Consider the following 16,960-nt stretch of genomic DNA (forward strand, 5'->3'; position numbering starts at 1 on the left):
GGGGGTCTACTTCTTGGTCTGCCGCTTGCGCAGCTCGGCCTGGCGCTCGATGGCCTCGACCTGGCGTCGCAGCTTGCGCAGGTCGGCGCGGGGTGTGGCCATGCGGGCCGTCAGGGCGGCGATGCGCACCTTCTCGCTGCGGGTGAAGTCGCTGAAGCGGACGTCCGGGTTGGCGGACATCACTTCTCCTCGGCGTCGGTGACGTCGACGCGGGCGACGGTGCCCACCTGGAAAGGCAAGTTCTCGTATTCGCGGGCGGTGGCGTCGTCGCTGACGGTGGTTTCGATGGTGTCGCCGTCCGACTCGTAGATGGTGATCTTCTTGGCCATGGGTGTGGCTCCTGTCGTGTCGCTCGGAGACGGGCCGGGCTGTCCGGCCCCACCGCACCCCCGCAGTCGTGGCGGTATGACCACAACTGGCGGGGGACGGAGGGGGCGTCAGCGCTTCTTCTGCATGTCGCGCCACATGTCGCGCAGGATGAGGACGACGATCGCGGCGACGCCGCCGAGAACAGCCAGTGCGAGGCTCGCGAACGCGATCCCGACACCGCCGACGCACACCGCGCAGGCGACGCCGAGCCACTCGCCGACACTGCGACGCGGCTTGGGCTGCTCGTGCTGGCACTGGTGCGGCTGTGCGGCGCCCTGTGCCTGTGCCGCCTTGGCCAGCTCGACGGCGGCGAGCGCGATCTGCACGGCGGCCGTGTCCACTGCGGCCTCACGGGCGGCGGCCTCGGCCTTGTCCAGAGGAGTCGGCTCGCTCACCGCACCCACCCCCGGCGCAGGCGGGCGCCGGCCACCAGGCCGAGACCGAAGGCGACGACGAGGGGCTGAGACACCGCGGCCACGGCCACGCCGAGGACGGCCGTACCGAGCGGCGGGAACAGCAGCATCAGGGCGAGCACGGCGCCGATCAGGAGGCAGCGCATCACGCGTATCCGCCTTCCATGTCGGTCTTCTTCGCGGCCCTCGACAGGGCCGTGCGCACGTAGGGCTCGGTGACCACCAGGCGCCTGTGCCGGGCTACGTGCTCGACGATCTCCCGCGGTTTCGCATCGGGTCCGAGGGCTGATGCGGCCTCGATCACCGCGGCCTCCAACGTGACCGGCTCCAACTCGCCGATGGGCGGGGTGACCTGTTGATGCGCGGGCGCATCAGGTCGCTCGACGGTGTACTCCGGGGGCTGCTGCCCGAGGACCAGGGCAACCGCCACGGGGTCCACAGGCACGCCGTAGGTGCCGAGGATCGCGGCGAGTTCGGCCGGCGGCGCATCAGGTCGCGCATCAGCCGCGAACCGGATGGCGTCCGCGGGGTCCATGTCGGCGAAGCGGGCGCGCAGTACTTCCGTGGCGGAAGCCGAGCGGCCAGTCGTAGCCGTCTGAGCAACAACTGCCGCGGGCGCCACGCCGTACATGGATGCGAGGGCCGCATCAGCCCCCTCCCGCACCCGCACGCGCTGAACGTCGACCAGGCCCGCGCCGAGCTCGGCGTCACCCACACCCACGTACTTCGCGAGACGCCAGTACCGGCGCACCGCAGCCTTCTGATTCCGCTCGTCGGGGTGACCGTCGGCCACGGCCCGGTTGAACGCCAACTGGCGGGCGGCATCCGCGTTGCGGCGCATCACCTCGGCGTCCACGCCGGTGCGGTAGACGACGATGCTGCGGGCGATGAACCCCAGCCCCTCGGCGGCACCGGACATGGCGAGCGGGGTGACCGCGTACACCGCGGCGTCCCGCACGTTCCCGGCGATGGTGACGCCGATGCAGGACGCGGAGACGGGGGCGAGCCACATGCCGGCCCGGACGACGGCCGGGGAGGACATGCCGAGCATCGTGCGGCCCAACATGACCATGGCGAGGATGAGGGTGAGCCCTTCTCCGGCGGCGACGACGCCGGCGGCGGTCGCCTGACGGTGGAACTCGGAGACGGCGTTGGTGTAGGTGCCCCACGCGCCGACGCCGCCGACGCCGACCATGATGGTGGCGGCCGTGCCGAGGACGATGGTCTGCCCCCAGGTGAGTTCTCTGGTGCTGCTCATGTGCCGGTCTCCTGCGTGGTCTCGGGAGCCGGGAGCAGCGGGAAGCCGCGGTCGGCGAGTACGGCGTTGAGGTAGTCGAGGGCCTCGTCCTCCGCGACGCGCAGCCCGTGCCAGCCGAAGGCGAGGGCGGCGACCTTGGCAGGGCTGGCCGTGTCGGTGCTGTCGTCGAGGGCGTGGCGGCGCACGATGTGCTGTGCGGCTTCCATGAGGTGGCGGTGCCGTCGGCGTTCCGCGCGCCTTTCGCTGATCTTCTTCAGGTTCATTCGCCCACCTCCGTGGGGGCGGCGGCGCGCACCACGCGGTGAGCGCACAGGGTTACGGCCTCGCGGTCGCCTCGCTCGTTCGCGACGAGCAGCGCGGCCATGAGGGCGGGGACAGCCGGGAGGGGCCGTGCCGACCGGCACGCGGCGCGCAGGGCGGCGTGCTCGGTCGGGCGCGGGATGTACGAGCGGGCGGTCACTGGCCGGCCTCGGCGAGGATCCGGGCGAGCTGGTCGGCGAGGTCACGCAACCGATCAGCGTGGCCGTCCATGGCCGCAGCGAGGTCGTACATGCCGGCCGGGCTGTACCCGCCGTCCTCGCCGTAGGTGACCGTGACGAACGCCTGCACGGCGCGGGTGCCGCGTTCGGCGTACGGGGCCTGCGAGATGAGTGCATGTCCGACGGTGCGGCCGTTGACGGTGAGCTGGATTTCGGGGGTGTCGTGGCTGATGTCGGTGCGGTATCCGCCGTCCTCGTCGTCGTGGGTGGAGGCGCACCAGGTAGGGCAGGTGAAGGTGACGGGCCCGTGGTCGAGGGTGTGGACGGTGACGGTGCGGGGCTCGGTCATCGCTGGCCCCCGTCTGCCTCGTGCTCGAACACCTTGTAGGTGACGGGCATGTCCGCGATCTGCGCGCGGATCTGGTCGGCATCCCCGCTCATGTCGACGTCCGGGTAGTCCGTCAGCGTGGCGAGCTGGATCCGCACGTACGAGGCGCGCTGCTGCAGCAGGGCGTAGTGAGCGCGTTCGTCGGCGTCGTCGATGGACGGCAACGGCAGGTCGAGGGCCTCGGAGACGGCGGCGAGGAGATCTTGTACGGGCGTGGGCAGGGCGCCCGGCGTGACCTCGCCGGGCGCCTGCTCGTGGGTGGGCTTCACGCTCACTGGGCACCCCCGGCAGCCTGCGTTTCGCGGATCTCCAGGGAGACGAGGGTCTTCCCCTCGGCGGCGGCACGCTGAAGGAGACGGGCGATCTCCCGGCTCACCTTCTGCGGGTCGGCGCCCCGGCGGATGGCGTCGGCGAGGACGTCGCACACGTATCCGTAGTCGCCGATGTCGGCGCGGGCGTGCTCGATGACCGTGAACGCGTGCAGGCGGCCGGCGACCTCGGGCAGCAGCACGGCGGCCACCTCGGGGGCGGTGCCCGTGGCCTCGAATACCTCGGGCATGACCTCGGGCAGCGTGTCGCAGATGTCGTCCAGGGTCGCGGCCGGGCGGCTGGTGCCGAGGGCTTCGTCGTAGACCTTGCCCGCGACGCATGCGGCGGCGGCCGCGTAGGTGAAGCGGGTGTCGTCGGCGGGCGTCGGGGCGGGGGTGGCCATGAGGCCGTGCGGGTTGGAGAGGGTGGCGTTCATCAGGCAGCCACCCCCGCGAACGCGGCGATCAGCGCGGTGGCGGCGACGTACTCGGCCTTGCGCGGCCGGTACGAGGCGACCAGGGCGGCGACCTGGCTGAGGGTGTAGTGCGCGACCGAGCGGGTCTTACGGGCGCGGCCACCGTTGACGGTGCGGCGCGTCGTGGTCTGCTCGGCGGGGGTGACGGCGAGGCGCTTGGCGACGGTGCGCAGTCCGTTCGCGACGCCGGTTGCGGTGTCCTTCGCGACGCCCGCGGCGATGGCCACGGTGGCGAGGGAGCGGGGGCGGCGCCGGCAGGAGGCGGCGAGACGGGTCTCGGCCGAGCGGGTGCGGAGGGTGGCGCGAAGTACGCGGCGCGTGGCGCGGCGTTCGCGGCGGATGGCAGACTTCTGCATCAGCGGGTCTCCTGGTTGAGTCAGGTGAATCCGTCAGGCCCTCGGATTGGTGCTGGTAACACCGCCGGGGGCCGCTTGCGTTAATAGCGTCTCAGCTCGCGCATTGCCCTGGCCGTCGCGTGCGCCGTCCTCGGTGCCGCGGAGCGGATCGATCCGCGGGTGCTGGCAGACATCGTGATGATCGGCGAACTGGGCCTGGACGGACGGGTGCGCCCCGTCCGGGGCATCCTTCCCGCCGTGCTGGCCGCGGGCGAAGCCGGCTACGAGCAGGTGGTCGTGCCGGAGTGCGCGGCCGCCGAGGCCTCGCTGGTACCGGGAGTGTCCGTCCTGGGAGTGCGCAGCCTGCGCCAGTTGATCGCCGTCCTCGCCGACGAACCCGTACCCGACGAGGAACCCGAGGAGCACGGGCGGCCGGATCCGCTGCTGGCCGGGCTGCGGGTGCCCGGCACGGGCGCGGCCACGGGCATGCACAGCATGAGCGCCGCCCAGCACGACGTCGGGCACGACCTCGCAGATGTGGTGGGGCAGATCTCGGCGCGTACGGCCGTGGAGGTCGCCGCAGCGGGTGGGCATCACCTGTTCCTGGAGGGGCCGCCCGGCGCGGGCAAGACGATGCTCGCGGAGCGGCTGCCGGCCATCCTGCCGCAGCTCAGCAGGGAGGAGTCGCTGGAGGTCACGGCGGTGCACTCGGTGGCGGGACTCCTGCCTCCGGGCAAGCCGCTCATCGACGTGGCCCCCTACTGCGCCCCGCACCACTCGGCCACGATGCAGTCGCTGGTCGGCGGTGGCCCCGGCATCGCGCGGCCCGGCGCGGTGTCGCTCTCGCACCGGGGTGTGCTCTTCCTGGATAAGACGTGTAAAACCAGTGGATTGCCGAGAGCGGACGTACGACGGTCCGGGTGTCTCGTTCGAAGGCGCTGGGGCCGTCGTATGCGTAGGGGACTGCGCCGCCTTCCTGGGGGATCAAGGGCGGCGAGGGGAATGGGCGTGAGTGCCTGTCTGCCGCTAACACCCTTGTTGAGGGGCAAATTGATGGACGAACCGGACTCCTGATGGGTGTGATCCCGCCTCTCCAGCTGTGCTAATTTTGGAGCGCCAGGCCGAGCTATGACGGCCGGGTCGGCGTTCCTGAGCGCATCTGTGTTCGACGCAGAAAATTCAGGCGGTTACCTATGTGTCGGCTGGGCATGTCCGTGGCAACCACAACATGCACCGCATGGCGTGAGTCGACATCCGTCACAGGTGTACCGGTGTACCGAGAAGCTTAGAAAGACCGTGTTTCTCCGCAAGACTGGGCCAGCGCAGCTGGCTCAGCGCCCGAGAACATTTGCGCACGCGTCAGCGCGGGTGTCTCGGTCCGAACCGTAGGGTTCGGATCGAGGCTGCCTGCGCACCCGATCCGGCCCATGATCAGGGAAGGTAAGGATCGGTGGACGGCCTCACAATTGTCATTCTTGCTGTCGCTGGCGTCCTCTCCGTGCTCCTCTTCGTGGTGAAGGGACTTCTGGACCAGCTCCCCGACGTGTTCGAGTCCGCAAAGCGGGCGCGTGAAGCGTGGAAGCGCCTCGTAGGGAAAAGCGAGGATGAGGAGGTTCCTCAGCAGGACGAGGTCATGGAGGAGGCACCTCAAGCGCAGCAGGAGCCCCCGGAGCCGCAGGACGAGGAGCCGCCCGCCGCCGCATAGCCTGCTAGCAAGTTAAGGGCCCCAACCCCTCACCGCGAGGGATCGGGGCCCTTACTGGGTGCGTAGCGAGGGTCAGTGCGGGATGCCCTCGATGATGTCGCGGGCCCCCTGGCGGAGCAGTTCAGCGCCGACACGCGCGCCGAGTACGGCTGGGTCGTTCATTGACTCGCCCCACATGTGGGCGTGCACGAATTTGGAGCCGTCGCGCGAGAAGACCATGCCGCGCAAGCTGAGCTGTCCGTCGGGCTCGGTGATGCAGTGCCCGGCAATGGGGCTGTTGCAGTGCCCGCGCAAGTTGTGCAACATGACCCGCTCGGCCGTGATCTCGGTCATGGTGCGTTCGTGGTTGAGCTGCTGGAGAAGGTAGGCGACCGCGTCGTCATCTTTCCGGCATTCGAGGCCGAGGGCCCCGGCACCGACCGCCGGAAGCATCTCGCCCACGCTGAACACCTGTCGACCGCGCTCCGAGATGCCGAGGCGTTCGAGGCCGGCGCGCGCGAGGATCATCGCGTCGAGCTTCGTGTCGATCTTGCGCTTACCGTCGAGCTTTTCAACTCGGGTGCCGACGGCGCCGCGGACGCGTACGACATTGAGATCAGGGCGCACGCGGTTGATCTGTGCTTTGCGGCGCACGGCCGAGGTCGCCACGGTCGCGCCGGCCGGAAGGTCGTCGAGCGTCTGGAAGTCCGACCCTTCCGGGAAGAGCAGCACGTCGCGGACGTCGTCGCGCTGGAGGTACGCGGCGAAGATCAGGCCGCGCGGCATCGGTACGTCGCCCGGCACGTCCTTGATGCAGTGAACGGCGCAGTCAACCTGTCCGCGCTGCAACATCGTGTCGATTTCCTTGACGTACAGCCCCTTACCGCCCAACTGCGCGAGGTCACCTTGCCACTTGTCCGCCTCAGTGGTCACGGGCACGACCTCGATTTCGAGGGCAGGCTCGACCTTACGGAGCAGGCCGGATACCTGCTCGACCTGAGCGAGGGCCATGGGTGAGCTGCGGGTGCCGATGCGCAGCGTACGGCCCGGAAAGTCGTTCATAACGTCCCTTCGTGTCGCGTTTCACGGTAGACCGCGCTACCGGGGGTCTGGAGCGGCCCCACGATTCGCGCGGCTATTGCGGGGTGCAGCATCGATTCCGCCTCGGCGCGGGTGGCCCAGCGCCATGCGTCGAGTTCGTCGCGCTGCAAGGTGATGCGGTCGGTGTCGGCCTCGGTGAGGACGGGGCCGGCGAACAGGAACGCGATACGGTCGCGTCGTCCGGGGCGGGTGGCTTGCAACCACTCGACGGCGAACAGGTCGTATTCCCGTACGTCGAGGTCGAGGCCGAGTTCTTCGCGCGCTTCCCGGCGGACGGCGTCGAGCGGGGATTCGTGCTGCTCGACGATGCCGCCGGGCAGCTGCCACTCGGCGTCGGTTTTGGTGGGGTGGACGATGAGCAGGTCGTCACCCGGATTGGTGATAAGTACGGCGGCGGTCACGGGGTGACCGGGGGCCGGTGGTGGCATGGCGCATACCCTCCGTGCGGTCGGATGGTGCCTTGTACGCTGACCCGGCGGGCCGGCCCGGGGTCGATCACACTCCGGGGCGGCCCGTTCGGTGCCCGCCGGTCAGACGTGGTACGTCGTCCCCCAGCGCAGTGCGCCGCGGACGTAGCAGGCGCGCACGTGCTCGGCCATTTCCTCTTGGCCGGCGCCAGCGGCGAGAGGGTCGAAGGTGACCAGGACCCGGACGGGCGCGCCGGCCTCGACCGCGTCCAGCCACGACCGCGACGCAGGTACGCCGAGTCGCCACTCATCCACGCCGTAGTGGAGCCACGCCGTACCGCGCCGTATGCGGATGCGGTGGCCGATGGGTACTGGGGGGCCGTTGTGCGGGCCGAGGTCCAGCGCCGCGGCGAACAACTGCATGCCGTCGCGGATGCCCTCGACAGTCTCGTGTTCCAGGCGCGGCGGCGCGTGGGTGGCGATCAGTTGGGCAACGGGGAACGCGTACGCGCGGTGTACGCCGGTCGCGAGGCGTATCCCAGCGACGAATCCGGGGCCGGGCGGCGACTGTACGTCGGGCACGGTCATGATCCCTTCACCTCCGCCCACACGGCCTTGCCGAACGGGATCTCGTGCCATCCCCACGCGCCTGGACACAGGGCGTCGAGGATGAACAGCCCGCGTCCGCGGTCGCGTTCGTCGGACTCGGGTCGGAGCTGGGGAGGTCGGCGTACGGGGTCTTCTACCTCGACGCGTGTCCGGGAGTCGTCGGCGTCGAGCGTGAGGCGTAGTGAGTCGCCTGGTTCGGTGCCGTACCGAACGGAGTTGGTGACCAGCTCGCACGCGACCAACTCGACCGAGTCGACATGGTCCTTGGATGCGCCCGGAACGTGGTACGCGATGAACTCACGTACGAACCTGCGGGCGGCTCTGGGGGATGTGGGGTCCTTCGCAAGTAACAGAATCGCCGGGGGGCCGTCTGGCGGTGAGCTGCTGGCAGGCGCGTGGGCCTGCCGTCGTTCGATCATGCATGTCCCCTCACGGGCAAGCGCTACAGTGCGCGCTCATTTCGTAGCACGACTGAGGGCGCAGTTGCATTTCGTCACACCAGATTGCTCCCCCAACTCCGTGTACTGCAAGCCATATCGTGGTCTCGTAGAAAATTGCATATGACGGTGGGAGGGGGGAGCGGTGTGTTAAGTACGCAGGTGACAGGCGAAGTAGGGGCGCGGCAGACTGTCGGGCAAGCCACCGGACCGGAGGGAGCGAACGTGAGTGCGCCTACAGTGCGCCGTCGGCGCCTCGGTGCAAAGTTGAAGGCACTCCGGGGCGAACTCACCCTCGAAGAGGTCGCGGAGAAGTCCAACGGCCGGTTCGTGTCCTCGAAGCTGTCGAGGATCGAGACGGCCAAGAGTCCAGCCAAGACGAAGGATGTCGACGACCTGCTCGACCTGTACGTCGAGTTGGGCCGCGAGGTGAGCGACGAACTTCGCGCCGCGCTGCTCATGCTCACCAAAGAGGGGGCGCAGCGCGGTTGGTGGCACTCGTACCGGGGTGTCCTCACGCCTGTGTACGAGGATCTGATCAGCCTTGAGGCCGAGGCCGAATCGATCTCGGCATGGAACGTGGGGGCGATTCCTGGCCTGCTGCACACGGCCGAGTACGCCCGCGAGATCATCCACGCGACGGCGATGTCTGAGGCCGTCGAGGCACGCGTCGATGCCCTGGTCGAGGTACGCCTCGCCCGTCAGGCAGTGCTCACCCGCGAGGACCCGCTCACCCTATGGGCGATCATCGCCGAGGGCGCCCTACGGTCGTCGTCGAACGTCGAGGGGCTGATGCGTGACCAGCTGGGCCGGCTGCTCACCATGGGGAAGCGTCCGAACGTCAACATTCAGGTACTGCCCTCGAACGCACCTTTGCACGTCGGCCAGTTGGGCAGCTTCACCATTCTCGGGTTCGGCCCGCATGCTGACCTCGACGTCGTCCATACCGAGGGCCTGACCTCGGCCCTGTATGTCGAGGAAAGCGACAAGGTCGCCGCGCACCGGGATGCCTGGCAACGGCTGACCTCCGCCGCACTCTCGGTCGAGGCATCGGCGGAACTGATCACAGAGATAAGGAAGAACACATGAGCCATGTTGACGACGCCTCCACCCTCCCTGTGACGTGGTGGAAGTCCTCGTTCAGCGACACGGGGGCGCAGTGCGTCGAGTGCGGCATCGTCGATGCCGAGACGGTGGCCGTCCGGGACAGCAAGGACCCGAACGGGCCCGCGCTGCTGTTCCCCCGGGCGTCGCTGTCCGCGTTCGCCGCTGCTGCTGCCTCGGGGCAGTTCGGCAGCATCGAGTAAGGGAGCGACACGCACAATGACGGCCCGCCCCGCGGCATTCGGGGCGGGCCGTCCGCGTGCGGGCCGGTCAGAGCCTACGGCGAGCAGGCGGGCAGGGGGAAACAAGGCAACGCCCCCCCGCGCGGCCACAACGGCCGTGCGGGGGGCGTTACTTACGCGCGGGTGGCGAACTGCCACAGGGACAGGGCGAGGCCGAGAACGGCGACCAGGGCGGCGACGGAGGGCAGGGGCCACCGGCCGCGTTCGAGGGCGTCGAGGCGCTGGTCGTGGTCGGCGAGCTGCCGGTCGGTCTGATCGCCGCGCTGTACTAGCAGGGCGAGCGATCCGTCGACACGGGCGAACCCCTCGGCCATGGTGCCGCGTAGCTTCTCAAGCTCGACGGCGACGGACTCGGGCGGGGGCGGTTGGGTCACGCGGTGCCGCCCTCGTCGTCGTCGACCAGGCCGAGGCCGATCCGGTCGAGCAGCTGCTCGACGGCGGGCAGCGCCATGACGCGAGCGAGGCCGCCGGCGACGGCGAGGGCGCCGGCGACCCACGGAAGCGACTCGGGTATGCCGGAAGCGGTCACGATCGCCGGGAGGGCGACGGCGAACATGACGACGCCCTGAATGACGGTGCGCGCGGTGCGCTTGTTGGCGGGGCTCATGGGGGTTGCTCCTGTTCGGTGTGGGCCCGCCCCGTGGCGCGGTCGCCGACGGGGCGGGCGGGGGCTGAGGGGGTGGCGCGGTCAGGCGGTGACGGTGAACCCGTACTTCCGGCCGAGGGCGGCGAGGGAGGCGCGGCCGGGGATGCCGTCGGCGGCGGCGCCGCTGTAGCCGCATCGCTGCTGCCAACGGCGGTATGCGGCGACGCTCGCCGATCCGAAATGGCCGTCGATGTACTTCCGGGCGAGCAGTCCCTCGGCGGCGAGGGCGTCCTCGACGATCCGCGCGCCCGCGTACGACACGGGGGTACCGGCCTTGGCAGGGTCGCGGCGGGCGGCGGCGATCAGCTGCGAAAGGTCGACGACCTTCGGCGCGGGCTTGCTCGGCGTCGAGGGGGTGCTCGGCTTGGTCGGCGCGGTGTCGTCGTCGAGCAGCTGGGCGACGCGCGCCCGGATCTTGTCCATGGTGAGGGCGGGCCCGCCCTTCTTACCGATCGGGCCGCCGGGGTCGACCTTGCCCGGCTGCCACTCCGAGTGTCCGATCACGGACTCGGCGCCCCACCCGTGCGCGCGGCAAATACCGGCGGCGGTGCGCGCGACGGCCTCGACCTGGGCCTCGGGCCACGGGTCGACGTTGTCACCGAGGTTGATGCACTCGAACCCGTAGAACCGGCTGTTGCCGTCGGTGTTGGCCTCATTGTCGGCGGGGAGCGGAGAGCGCTCGGCGATCACGGCGTCGAGTACGTCGTCGTCACCGCTTCCGGCATGGTTGGCGCGGCCGTAGCCGACCAGGTGCACCGTTCCGGCCTTGTCGATGACGCCGTGGCACAGCGGGCCGGGCAGGGTGCTGTACCCGTCACGGCACAGGGCGACGCTGTGCGCGGTGCCCTCGGTCACGGTGTGGTGGATCATCACGCCGTGCATGGGGCCCCATGCGCCCTTGTGGTTGCGGTTGTGGTGGGTCCAGTCGCCGACCTCGACGACGCGCACGCCCTCGCCCTTGATGGCGTCGCGGAACTTGGATGCGGACAGGGGGGACGACATTGGGATGTCTCCAGACATGAAGAAACGCCCGCGGCGCGGTGCCGGGGCGTACGGGGTGGGTGGGGTCAGGCTGCGAGGGCCACGATCGGGATGTCGTGGTCGGCGAGCGCGGTCGAGGCCGTCGGGCTGACCGTGGTGGGCAGCGTGGATTGCGCGCTGATGTACCAGGCGCGCGGGAAGGGGGTCGTCGTCATGAAGAAGTTGGCCGTGGCGACGGGGGCCTCGTTCTGCACGTGGAAGAACGAGAAGTCGGCCGTGCCTCCCGTGGTCATCAGCCACGCCACCCAGTACCGGCCGGGGGCGAGCGTCGTCGAGGCGAACGACAGGGGGACGGCCCCGATGTGGTTGGCGACCATGGCGGGGAGTGATCCGGTTTCCTGGCCGGCCTGGGTGAGGGCGACATTGTTCGACGCGACGACGCGCGTCCCGTCCTCGCGGTAGATACCGGCCATGTAGCGGTTGGTCGTCACTCCCCCGTACCCGCGGGCGAACATCACGGCCTTGGTGACGGTGGTCGACTCCGTGATGTTCACGCCGGTCAGGTAGAGGCGCTGCGGGGTGAGGTACTTCGCCGTCGGGTTGGCCACGCCGTACGGGTCGCACGACCATGCCTGAAACCCGAGGGCCTGCGGGGTCCACGTGTTCTTGGCGACCGCGGTCGGCATCTGTGCGATGGGGATACGCGTCGTCGCGTCGAGGCTGGCGACGCCGTTTGCGGCGGCCCGCGCGGTCGTGGCGAGGGCGCCCACGTCGGCGGCGGCGAGGACGACGTCGCCGGTCTTGGTGTTGACGGAGGTAACTGGCGCGGTGCCGCCCCCGGTGCCCACCTGAAACACGGTGCCGTCGCCCTGCTTGATGTAGGGGAGGCCGGCTTTCGAGTACAGCTGAATCGAGCCGGCCGAGGTCGCCGGGTCCGCGGCGATGTCCTTCGCGCCGATCGCTCCCGTGACGGTGAGCACGGACTCGCCCGCGGTGGACGTGCCGTTGATGACCACGCGCCGGTTGTCGCGGCGGACGAACACGGCGACGCCGTTATCGGTGCCATCGTCGTGACGCGCGGCAATCCGGAAGTTCGACCCGGTGTCGGTGCCTGCCTCGGCGGTGCCGTCGTTCTGGATCTGCCACCGGTCGACGCCGCCGGACTGGAGCTTGATCGGCCGGAAGGTACCGGCCGTGCCGTCGACCGAGAACGTGCCGGCAACCTTGCCGTTGGTCGCGGCCACGGCGCCCACGTCGTCAGCGTCGAGGACGACCGCGGCGACGGACTGCCCGTTGACGGACTGCACGACGCCCGGTGCGCCCGCCGGTCCCTGGGTGCCCTGCGGTCCCTGCGGGCCGGTCGCTCCCTGGGGGCCGGTCGCTCCGGTGTCGCCCTTGACGCCCTGCGGGCCGACCAAGGACGCGAGCCACTGGGCGACGGTGCCCACGAACCCGTTCTCGACGGCGACCTCGTACGCCGAGTCGCCGCGTACGGCAACGTAGTTGGGCGTCATCGGGTCGGTCGGCGCGATGTCGGCGAGGTCGACCTCGGGCGTCTCGGCCGGTAGCAACACCTGATAGACGCGGTTCATCGCGACGCCGGCGAGCTGTTCGGCGACGGTGTACGACCAGCCGCTCGGGTTCATGCCGGGGGCGTCGGTGGCGGGTAGTTCGACCGCGAACCGGCCGGTGGCGTCGAGCGGCGCGGTAACGGGCCCGCCGAGGATCACGTCGTATGCGCCGATCGTGATCAGGGCCGGTGCTCTCCACACGACCTGTCCCGTGAGGGGCTGTCCGTCAGGGGTCAGGAACCGGCCCGTCACTCGGACTGTCGGTATCCCCTCGGGGAGCGGCATCGGTGCTTTCCTCCGTCAGCGTCGTGGGGGTGTTGGGGTCGTTGCCGGGGGCGGGCAGGGTGCCGCCGCTCTCCGGGTCGGGGGCGGGCGCTGGCGTCGTCACTGGAGGGCCTCCGAGGCGCTGAAGCTGTTCCGGGTGTAGACGCCGAGGCAGTTGGTACGGATCGAGCCGGTGCCGGACCGTACGGAGTGCTTCAGCCGGTAGTTGCAGTGGTCCATGAAGTTCTGCCGCACGGGCTTGGTGATCTCGTGGAACGTCCAGCCGTTCGAGGTGTTGGCGACCCATGAATCGATCTCGCCGAGGCCGTCGTCGAACGACACGTCGGCCGTGACGCCGGACGGGGTGAACGTCTCGAACGCGGCGTACAGAACGGGGTTCATCAGCCGCGTTGCGCCGGTCCATGCCGTTGTGGTGGCGGTGTTGCTGGTCTCGCGCCCGGATGTGGGCTGCATGGGGATGGGCATCGACGGCCGGCCGAGGAACCCGTCGGCCCATGCGTCGTCCATGACGATGACCTCGCCGCTACGCGACCACGTGCGGATCATCTGGGCATTGGTGAGGACGTCGTCGCCGACGGTCAGGGCGGCGGTGCCCTGCTCGCGGCCGAGGCCGACGCCCCAGTCACCTTCGGGGGTCTGGCCGACGACGAACGTCCGTATGCCGCCGGGGGTCTTGGCGATCAGCTGCCCGCCCTCGCCGATCACCACGTCGCCGTTCAACACCTGGTTGAGGGCGGGGCGCATTTGCGCGCGGCCTCGCAGTTGCCGTATCTCGCGTTCGAGGGCGGCGATCCGGTCCAACACGTCTTGCGGGACGTACGGCACGGTCAGGGAACCTCCAGGTACAGGCGGGCCGTCTCGGGGCGGCCTCGCTCGGGCGGGGTGATGGACAGTCCGACGACGCGGTACCGGGCGTCGAGCGTGGTCGGGTGCCACAGGTCGCGGATGCGGAGCCGGATCGTGGCGCCGAGCAGGGCGGGCGTGATGGTGCCGCCGAGCAACACCTCGACCTCGGGTATCTGCACTGGGGCGCGGGCGGCGTTCCAGTCGGCGCGGGCGTGGGCGTCGAGGGTGGATTGCCGCTCCACGGTGGTGTGATCGCTGGAGCCGTCGAGGCGCGGCCAGCCGGCGGCGATATCGGCGTCGTCGACCAGTACCGGCGAGGTGAGCGGGTAGGAGTCGGCGGCCTGGTTGGTGTTGATGGACGCGCCGCGGGACTGCCACGCGTTCGCCTTGATCGTGGCGTCGACCGGCCACGTGTAGGACAGGACCGGTCCGGGGTGGTCGAGGACGATGTCGGACGCCCCGGCGCGGATGACGGGGTGTCCCAGCTGCAAGCGCTTGACGCGCCGGCCGTCGGCGTCGCGGAACGACGCGACGCGCCACTCGAACCCGTCCTCGACGGCGGCGAGGTCGTCGAGCAGGTCGCCGATGCTGTGCAGGTCGTAGCGCAAGAACGTGCGGTCGCGTACGACGCCGAATGCCTCGGTGTCGTACGTGATCCCGATGTTCCCGCCGGGGGTGTTCTGCGCGTAGTCGACCAGGCCGCGCACGATGTCGAATTGGTCGACCTGCTCGGCGATCTGCGTGTCGAACAACAGCCGGCGGTACAGGTACGACTCCCACCCGCCGGCCTGAATCTGCGCGCCGAGGAACCCCCGGGAGTCCGAGGCGAGGGCGAGCGTCCACAGGATGCCGCCCCACCAGATGTCGCGCCCCCGCTCGACCCACACGGCCGTTCGGCCGGGCACGATCGCCCGGCGGGCCCGCTCCGCAATGGCGCGGTTCGGGATCGGCACGGTGCCGGTCAGCCGGCCCGTCTTGCCTATGTAGTCGTCGAGGGACACGCCCTGTACCGGCAGTGCGTCGAGCAGCTGGTCGGAGCGCAGATCACAGAACAGCAGCCGGTACGGCGGCGCGATGCTCACTGGACGAACTCCACGGTCAGCTGTCCGTCTTGCACGAACACGTCCGTACCGCCGTTGCTGCTGATGTTCCACCCGGGAATGAGCGTCACCTGCCCGCCGGGGGTGAGGCCGTCGCGGTAGACGCGCCGCGAGGCGATCACCCGGCTTGCCTGCGCCGACAGGCCGTTCAACGCGCCGTGCCCCTCGGTGTAGGCGCCGGTCGCCCGCCACGTCATCCACGCGGTTGAGGCCGCGGTCGAGCGGTTGCTTACCTGCCCGCCGATCGTGACGAACACGGCCCCGGACGGGGGCACGGTGAAGGTGATACGCGGCCACGCCGCGGCGGTGAAGTCGACGAACGCGCCGGTCTGGTTTAGCGGCGCGGCCGTGACCTGCTTCGTGCTGATGGGCCGGGCCGGTGTCGGCGGGTACGCCTCCCACGCGCCGGCCGCAGCGTCCCAGCGTTCCAATCCGGCGCCGTTGTCGCGGTACTGGCCGTCGTACGCGCCGTTGAAGGCGAGACCGTACCCGCGCGGGATGATCCCGCCATAGGCCGAGGTGAAGCGGCGCCGGTCGGCAAGCGCGCTGTTCCAGTCGATACCGCCCACGCCCGCCGAGGCCCCGGCGGGCACAGTCACGTCCCACAGGCGCAGACAGGCCGAGGGCAGGGTCGGCGAGGTCGGGGTCGCCGACCCCGTGCCGCGGATGATCTCGACGGTGGCGAGGTTCTGGCCGTTCTGGTCGAACAGCTGGTCGTACACGCGCAGGGCGACGGAGTCGATACGCGCGAACTGCGCCTCGCCGTCGGCGCACGTGAGGACCGTGGGAGCGTCGACCGCTACCGGGTAGGCGCCCTGTGCGTCGGTGCCCTGCACCAGGGCGCGGCCGACGCCGATCTGTAGGGACATCGCCCCGGCGCCGGTCGCGGCGAACGGGTTGCCGCCGGCGATCACGCCGTCGCGGGTGCGTATCTCCGACTCGGGCGCGAACGTGCCCACGGGGGTGAGGCGGGTGTCTTCTCTCGTCTGCCCGTTGGGCAGCAGCCATGCCGAACGCACGGACACAGGTGGGGGCTCCTTACCAGTAGGCCGAGCGGTAGCGCACGGTCGCCGACGCCGTCGGGTCGCTGCTGCCGGGCGCGGCGCGGAAGATCAGGTTTGAGATGCCGGGGGCGAGGGTGAACGTCTGCTCGGGCACGCTGCGCGAGGTCGCGGTGTAGATCCGCGAGGCGGTGGCGTTGAGGACGACCGTCCCGGCGAGGGTGTCGACGCTGAGTACGTCACTGGCGGCGAGGGGAATGTCGTACTCGATCACGTCGCCCGTGCTGAGGTTGGTCAACGACGGCCGGGTCACCGGCCCCCGGAACTCGATCACGGGGTGTGTCTCGGCGTCGCCGACGTTCGCCGTCGACAGGGCGCCGGTACTGCCCGGTTCGCCGAACGGGAGCGGCCACGACAGCGGCCAGGACAGGCCGGCTTCGGACATGGGAAGGGTTGCCGACACGGCGCGCTCGGCGAGTTCGTACCGGCGCGGGTCGGTGGCGACAAACTCAAGGGCGCCCCCGGTGATCGTGCCGAGGCGGTAGCCGAGGGTCGCGGGGATCGCTCGCCGGGTCGCGCGAGCGTACGCGAGCAGGGGCCCGCGGTCGTCGAGCCACGCGACGAGGGGTAGCTCGTCCTCGACCGGCACCGTGCCCGCGTTGAGGGCGGCGACGACCGCGCCGACCGCCCCCCGCGGGGCCCGGATGACCAACCCGTCGAGGCCGATCGTCCGGGCCTGCGCGAGCAGCCGGCCTGGCAGCGCGCCGTGCGCGTCCGCGCGGGCGACGGTGCCGGAGTCGAGGGCGGGAAGGTCTTCCCACCCGGTGATCCCGCGCCACCGGTACGGGGTGCCGGCGCCGAGCAACAACTCGCCGTACTGCACCTGTCCGGGACGGGTGATCAGGGAACCGGGCGCCATG

Annotated in this window: 26 protein-coding genes and 1 pseudogene; 4 read left to right on the forward strand and 23 right to left on the reverse strand. The window is 70.3% G+C overall.

Annotation, left to right across the window (positions count from 1 at the left end; all coding sequences use genetic code 11):
- Nucleotides 1-6: 6 nt before the first annotated feature.
- The 11 genes from ACP4J3_RS06345 to ACP4J3_RS06395 form a co-directional block, all read right to left on the reverse strand.
- Nucleotides 7-180, reverse strand: coding sequence for a DUF6257 family protein (locus ACP4J3_RS06345; RefSeq protein ID WP_426531260.1), 174 nt, complete (start codon nucleotides 178-180; stop codon nucleotides 7-9).
- Nucleotides 180-329 (reverse strand): hypothetical protein, encoded by a 150-nt coding sequence (locus tag ACP4J3_RS06350; protein WP_426531262.1) that lies wholly within the window; start codon nucleotides 327-329, stop codon nucleotides 180-182. Before ACP4J3_RS06350 ends, ACP4J3_RS06345 begins: the two co-directional genes overlap by 1 nt.
- A gap of 108 nt (nucleotides 330-437) precedes the next feature.
- On the reverse strand, nucleotides 438-764 hold the full coding sequence (locus ACP4J3_RS06355; RefSeq protein ID WP_426531264.1) for a hypothetical protein: 327 nt from the start codon (nucleotides 762-764) through the stop codon (nucleotides 438-440).
- Nucleotides 761-931, reverse strand: a complete 171-nt coding sequence (locus tag ACP4J3_RS06360) for a hypothetical protein (RefSeq protein WP_426531266.1) — start codon at nucleotides 929-931, stop codon at nucleotides 761-763. Before ACP4J3_RS06360 ends, ACP4J3_RS06355 begins: the two co-directional genes overlap by 4 nt.
- Nucleotides 928-2,040: a hypothetical protein gene (locus ACP4J3_RS06365; RefSeq protein ID WP_426531268.1), complete on the reverse strand. Its 1,113-nt coding sequence runs from the start codon at nucleotides 2,038-2,040 to the stop codon at nucleotides 928-930. The genes ACP4J3_RS06360 and ACP4J3_RS06365 overlap by 4 nt, the downstream gene beginning before the upstream one ends.
- The gene (locus ACP4J3_RS06370; protein WP_426531269.1) at nucleotides 2,037-2,303 is read right to left on the reverse strand and encodes a hypothetical protein; all 267 of its coding nucleotides are present in this window, start codon (nucleotides 2,301-2,303) and stop codon (nucleotides 2,037-2,039) included. The genes ACP4J3_RS06365 and ACP4J3_RS06370 overlap by 4 nt, the downstream gene beginning before the upstream one ends.
- Nucleotides 2,300-2,500 (reverse strand): hypothetical protein, encoded by a 201-nt coding sequence (locus tag ACP4J3_RS06375; protein ID WP_426531271.1) that lies wholly within the window; start codon nucleotides 2,498-2,500, stop codon nucleotides 2,300-2,302. Before ACP4J3_RS06375 ends, ACP4J3_RS06370 begins: the two co-directional genes overlap by 4 nt.
- Nucleotides 2,497-2,868: a DUF6907 domain-containing protein gene (locus tag ACP4J3_RS06380; protein WP_426531273.1), complete on the reverse strand. Its 372-nt coding sequence runs from the start codon at nucleotides 2,866-2,868 to the stop codon at nucleotides 2,497-2,499. The genes ACP4J3_RS06375 and ACP4J3_RS06380 overlap by 4 nt, the downstream gene beginning before the upstream one ends.
- A complete protein-coding gene (locus ACP4J3_RS06385; protein WP_426531275.1) occupies nucleotides 2,865-3,176 on the reverse strand; it encodes a hypothetical protein in 312 nt (103 codons plus the stop codon). Before ACP4J3_RS06385 ends, ACP4J3_RS06380 begins: the two co-directional genes overlap by 4 nt.
- A 2-nt stretch (nucleotides 3,177-3,178) precedes the next feature.
- A complete protein-coding gene (locus ACP4J3_RS06390; protein WP_426531277.1) occupies nucleotides 3,179-3,652 on the reverse strand; it encodes a hypothetical protein in 474 nt (157 codons plus the stop codon).
- Nucleotides 3,652-4,047 carry a hypothetical protein gene (locus ACP4J3_RS06395; RefSeq protein WP_426531279.1) on the reverse strand — a complete coding sequence of 132 codons (396 nt, stop codon included), beginning with the start codon at nucleotides 4,045-4,047 and terminating at the stop codon, nucleotides 3,652-3,654. Before ACP4J3_RS06395 ends, ACP4J3_RS06390 begins: the two co-directional genes overlap by 1 nt.
- Before the next feature lie 102 nt (nucleotides 4,048-4,149).
- Between ACP4J3_RS06395 and ACP4J3_RS06400 the strand changes: the two are divergent.
- Together ACP4J3_RS06400 and ACP4J3_RS06405 are read left to right on the forward strand one after the other, a co-directional pair.
- Nucleotides 4,150-4,902, forward strand: a pseudogene (locus ACP4J3_RS06400) (ATP-binding protein); the annotation flags it as partial.
- 574 nt (nucleotides 4,903-5,476) lie between these two features.
- Nucleotides 5,477-5,731, forward strand: a complete 255-nt coding sequence (locus ACP4J3_RS06405) for a hypothetical protein (protein WP_426531281.1) — start codon at nucleotides 5,477-5,479, stop codon at nucleotides 5,729-5,731.
- Nucleotides 5,732-5,803: 72 nt separating this feature from the next.
- On the opposite strand, the gene hemC is transcribed toward ACP4J3_RS06405, so the two are convergent.
- From hemC to ACP4J3_RS06425, 4 genes are all read right to left on the reverse strand, one after another.
- Complete coding sequence (gene hemC, locus ACP4J3_RS06410) at nucleotides 5,804-6,772, reverse strand: hydroxymethylbilane synthase (RefSeq protein ID WP_426531283.1); 969 nt, start codon at nucleotides 6,770-6,772, stop codon at nucleotides 5,804-5,806.
- Nucleotides 6,769-7,212 carry an NUDIX domain-containing protein gene (locus ACP4J3_RS06415; RefSeq protein WP_426531285.1) on the reverse strand — a complete coding sequence of 148 codons (444 nt, stop codon included), beginning with the start codon at nucleotides 7,210-7,212 and terminating at the stop codon, nucleotides 6,769-6,771. The genes hemC and ACP4J3_RS06415 overlap by 4 nt, the downstream gene beginning before the upstream one ends.
- A 129-nt stretch (nucleotides 7,213-7,341) precedes the next feature.
- On the reverse strand, nucleotides 7,342-7,806 hold the full coding sequence (locus tag ACP4J3_RS06420; protein WP_426531287.1) for a hypothetical protein: 465 nt from the start codon (nucleotides 7,804-7,806) through the stop codon (nucleotides 7,342-7,344).
- Nucleotides 7,803-8,246, reverse strand: a complete 444-nt coding sequence (locus tag ACP4J3_RS06425; protein ID WP_426531289.1) for an ATP-binding protein — start codon at nucleotides 8,244-8,246, stop codon at nucleotides 7,803-7,805. Before ACP4J3_RS06425 ends, ACP4J3_RS06420 begins: the two co-directional genes overlap by 4 nt.
- Before the next feature lie 243 nt (nucleotides 8,247-8,489).
- On the opposite strand from ACP4J3_RS06425, the gene ACP4J3_RS06430 reads away from it, so the two are divergent.
- On the forward strand, nucleotides 8,490-9,353 hold the full coding sequence (locus ACP4J3_RS06430) for a DUF5753 domain-containing protein (RefSeq protein WP_426531493.1): 864 nt from the start codon (nucleotides 8,490-8,492) through the stop codon (nucleotides 9,351-9,353).
- The gene (locus ACP4J3_RS06435) at nucleotides 9,350-9,571 is read left to right on the forward strand and encodes a DUF397 domain-containing protein (RefSeq protein WP_426531291.1); all 222 of its coding nucleotides are present in this window, start codon (nucleotides 9,350-9,352) and stop codon (nucleotides 9,569-9,571) included. The genes ACP4J3_RS06430 and ACP4J3_RS06435 overlap by 4 nt, the downstream gene beginning before the upstream one ends.
- A 152-nt stretch (nucleotides 9,572-9,723) precedes the next feature.
- On the opposite strand, the gene ACP4J3_RS06440 is transcribed toward ACP4J3_RS06435, so the two are convergent.
- The 8 genes from ACP4J3_RS06440 to ACP4J3_RS06475 all read right to left on the reverse strand — a co-directional run bounded on the left by ACP4J3_RS06440 (nucleotide 9,724) and on the right by ACP4J3_RS06475 (nucleotide 16,959).
- Entirely contained in the window at nucleotides 9,724-9,924 is a 201-nt protein-coding gene (locus ACP4J3_RS06440; protein ID WP_426531495.1) for a hypothetical protein, read from the reverse strand.
- 56 nt (nucleotides 9,925-9,980) lie between these two features.
- Nucleotides 9,981-10,217 carry a hypothetical protein gene (locus ACP4J3_RS06445; protein ID WP_426531293.1) on the reverse strand — a complete coding sequence of 79 codons (237 nt, stop codon included), beginning with the start codon at nucleotides 10,215-10,217 and terminating at the stop codon, nucleotides 9,981-9,983.
- A gap of 81 nt (nucleotides 10,218-10,298) precedes the next feature.
- Nucleotides 10,299-11,258, reverse strand: a complete 960-nt coding sequence (locus tag ACP4J3_RS06450) for an N-acetylmuramoyl-L-alanine amidase (RefSeq protein WP_426531295.1) — start codon at nucleotides 11,256-11,258, stop codon at nucleotides 10,299-10,301.
- A 65-nt stretch (nucleotides 11,259-11,323) separates the two neighbouring features.
- A complete protein-coding gene (locus tag ACP4J3_RS06455) occupies nucleotides 11,324-13,009 on the reverse strand; it encodes a collagen-like triple helix repeat-containing protein (protein WP_426531297.1) in 1,686 nt (561 codons plus the stop codon).
- Nucleotides 13,010-13,192: 183 nt separating this feature from the next.
- Nucleotides 13,193-13,918 (reverse strand): hypothetical protein, encoded by a 726-nt coding sequence (locus ACP4J3_RS06460; protein WP_426531299.1) that lies wholly within the window; start codon nucleotides 13,916-13,918, stop codon nucleotides 13,193-13,195.
- A 2-nt stretch (nucleotides 13,919-13,920) separates the two neighbouring features.
- Nucleotides 13,921-15,015 (reverse strand): hypothetical protein, encoded by a 1,095-nt coding sequence (locus ACP4J3_RS06465; protein WP_426531497.1) that lies wholly within the window; start codon nucleotides 15,013-15,015, stop codon nucleotides 13,921-13,923.
- 2 nt (nucleotides 15,016-15,017) lie between these two features.
- Entirely contained in the window at nucleotides 15,018-16,064 is a 1,047-nt protein-coding gene (locus tag ACP4J3_RS06470; protein WP_426531301.1) for a hypothetical protein, read from the reverse strand.
- A gap of 13 nt (nucleotides 16,065-16,077) precedes the next feature.
- Nucleotides 16,078-16,959: a phage distal tail protein gene (locus ACP4J3_RS06475; RefSeq protein WP_426531303.1), complete on the reverse strand. Its 882-nt coding sequence runs from the start codon at nucleotides 16,957-16,959 to the stop codon at nucleotides 16,078-16,080.
- Nucleotide 16,960: the final 1 nt, after the last annotated feature.

This window comes from Streptomyces sp. UG1, assembly GCF_049974585.1.
In the GTDB taxonomy this organism is placed as follows: Bacteria; Actinomycetota; Actinomycetes; order Streptomycetales; family Streptomycetaceae; genus Streptomyces.

Excerpts from the sequence above, each read along its gene's own strand:
- ACP4J3_RS06345 (WP_426531260.1), bottom strand. The coding sequence starts at position 180 with ATGTCCGCCAACCCGGACGTCCGCTTCAGCGACTTCACCCGCAGCGAG.
- ACP4J3_RS06350 (WP_426531262.1), bottom strand. The coding sequence starts at position 329 with ATGGCCAAGAAGATCACCATCTACGAGTCGGACGGCGACACCATCGAA.
- ACP4J3_RS06365 (WP_426531268.1), bottom strand. The coding sequence starts at position 2,040 with ATGAGCAGCACCAGAGAACTCACCTGGGGGCAGACCATCGTCCTCGGC.
- ACP4J3_RS06370 (WP_426531269.1), bottom strand. The coding sequence starts at position 2,303 with ATGAACCTGAAGAAGATCAGCGAAAGGCGCGCGGAACGCCGACGGCAC.
- ACP4J3_RS06380 (WP_426531273.1), bottom strand. The coding sequence starts at position 2,868 with ATGACCGAGCCCCGCACCGTCACCGTCCACACCCTCGACCACGGGCCC.
- ACP4J3_RS06390 (WP_426531277.1), bottom strand. The coding sequence starts at position 3,652 with ATGAACGCCACCCTCTCCAACCCGCACGGCCTCATGGCCACCCCCGCC.
- ACP4J3_RS06395 (WP_426531279.1), bottom strand. The coding sequence starts at position 4,047 with ATGCAGAAGTCTGCCATCCGCCGCGAACGCCGCGCCACGCGCCGCGTA.
- hemC (WP_426531283.1), bottom strand. The coding sequence starts at position 6,772 with ATGAACGACTTTCCGGGCCGTACGCTGCGCATCGGCACCCGCAGCTCA.
- ACP4J3_RS06420 (WP_426531287.1), bottom strand. The coding sequence starts at position 7,806 with ATGACCGTGCCCGACGTACAGTCGCCGCCCGGCCCCGGATTCGTCGCT.
- ACP4J3_RS06425 (WP_426531289.1), bottom strand. The coding sequence starts at position 8,246 with ATGATCGAACGACGGCAGGCCCACGCGCCTGCCAGCAGCTCACCGCCA.
- ACP4J3_RS06435 (WP_426531291.1), top strand. The coding sequence starts at position 9,350 with ATGAGCCATGTTGACGACGCCTCCACCCTCCCTGTGACGTGGTGGAAG.
- ACP4J3_RS06440 (WP_426531495.1), bottom strand. The coding sequence starts at position 9,924 with ATGGCCGAGGGGTTCGCCCGTGTCGACGGATCGCTCGCCCTGCTAGTA.
- ACP4J3_RS06445 (WP_426531293.1), bottom strand. The coding sequence starts at position 10,217 with ATGAGCCCCGCCAACAAGCGCACCGCGCGCACCGTCATTCAGGGCGTC.
- ACP4J3_RS06450 (WP_426531295.1), bottom strand. The coding sequence starts at position 11,258 with ATGTCGTCCCCCCTGTCCGCATCCAAGTTCCGCGACGCCATCAAGGGC.
- ACP4J3_RS06475 (WP_426531303.1), bottom strand. The coding sequence starts at position 16,959 with ATGGCGCCCGGTTCCCTGATCACCCGTCCCGGACAGGTGCAGTACGGC.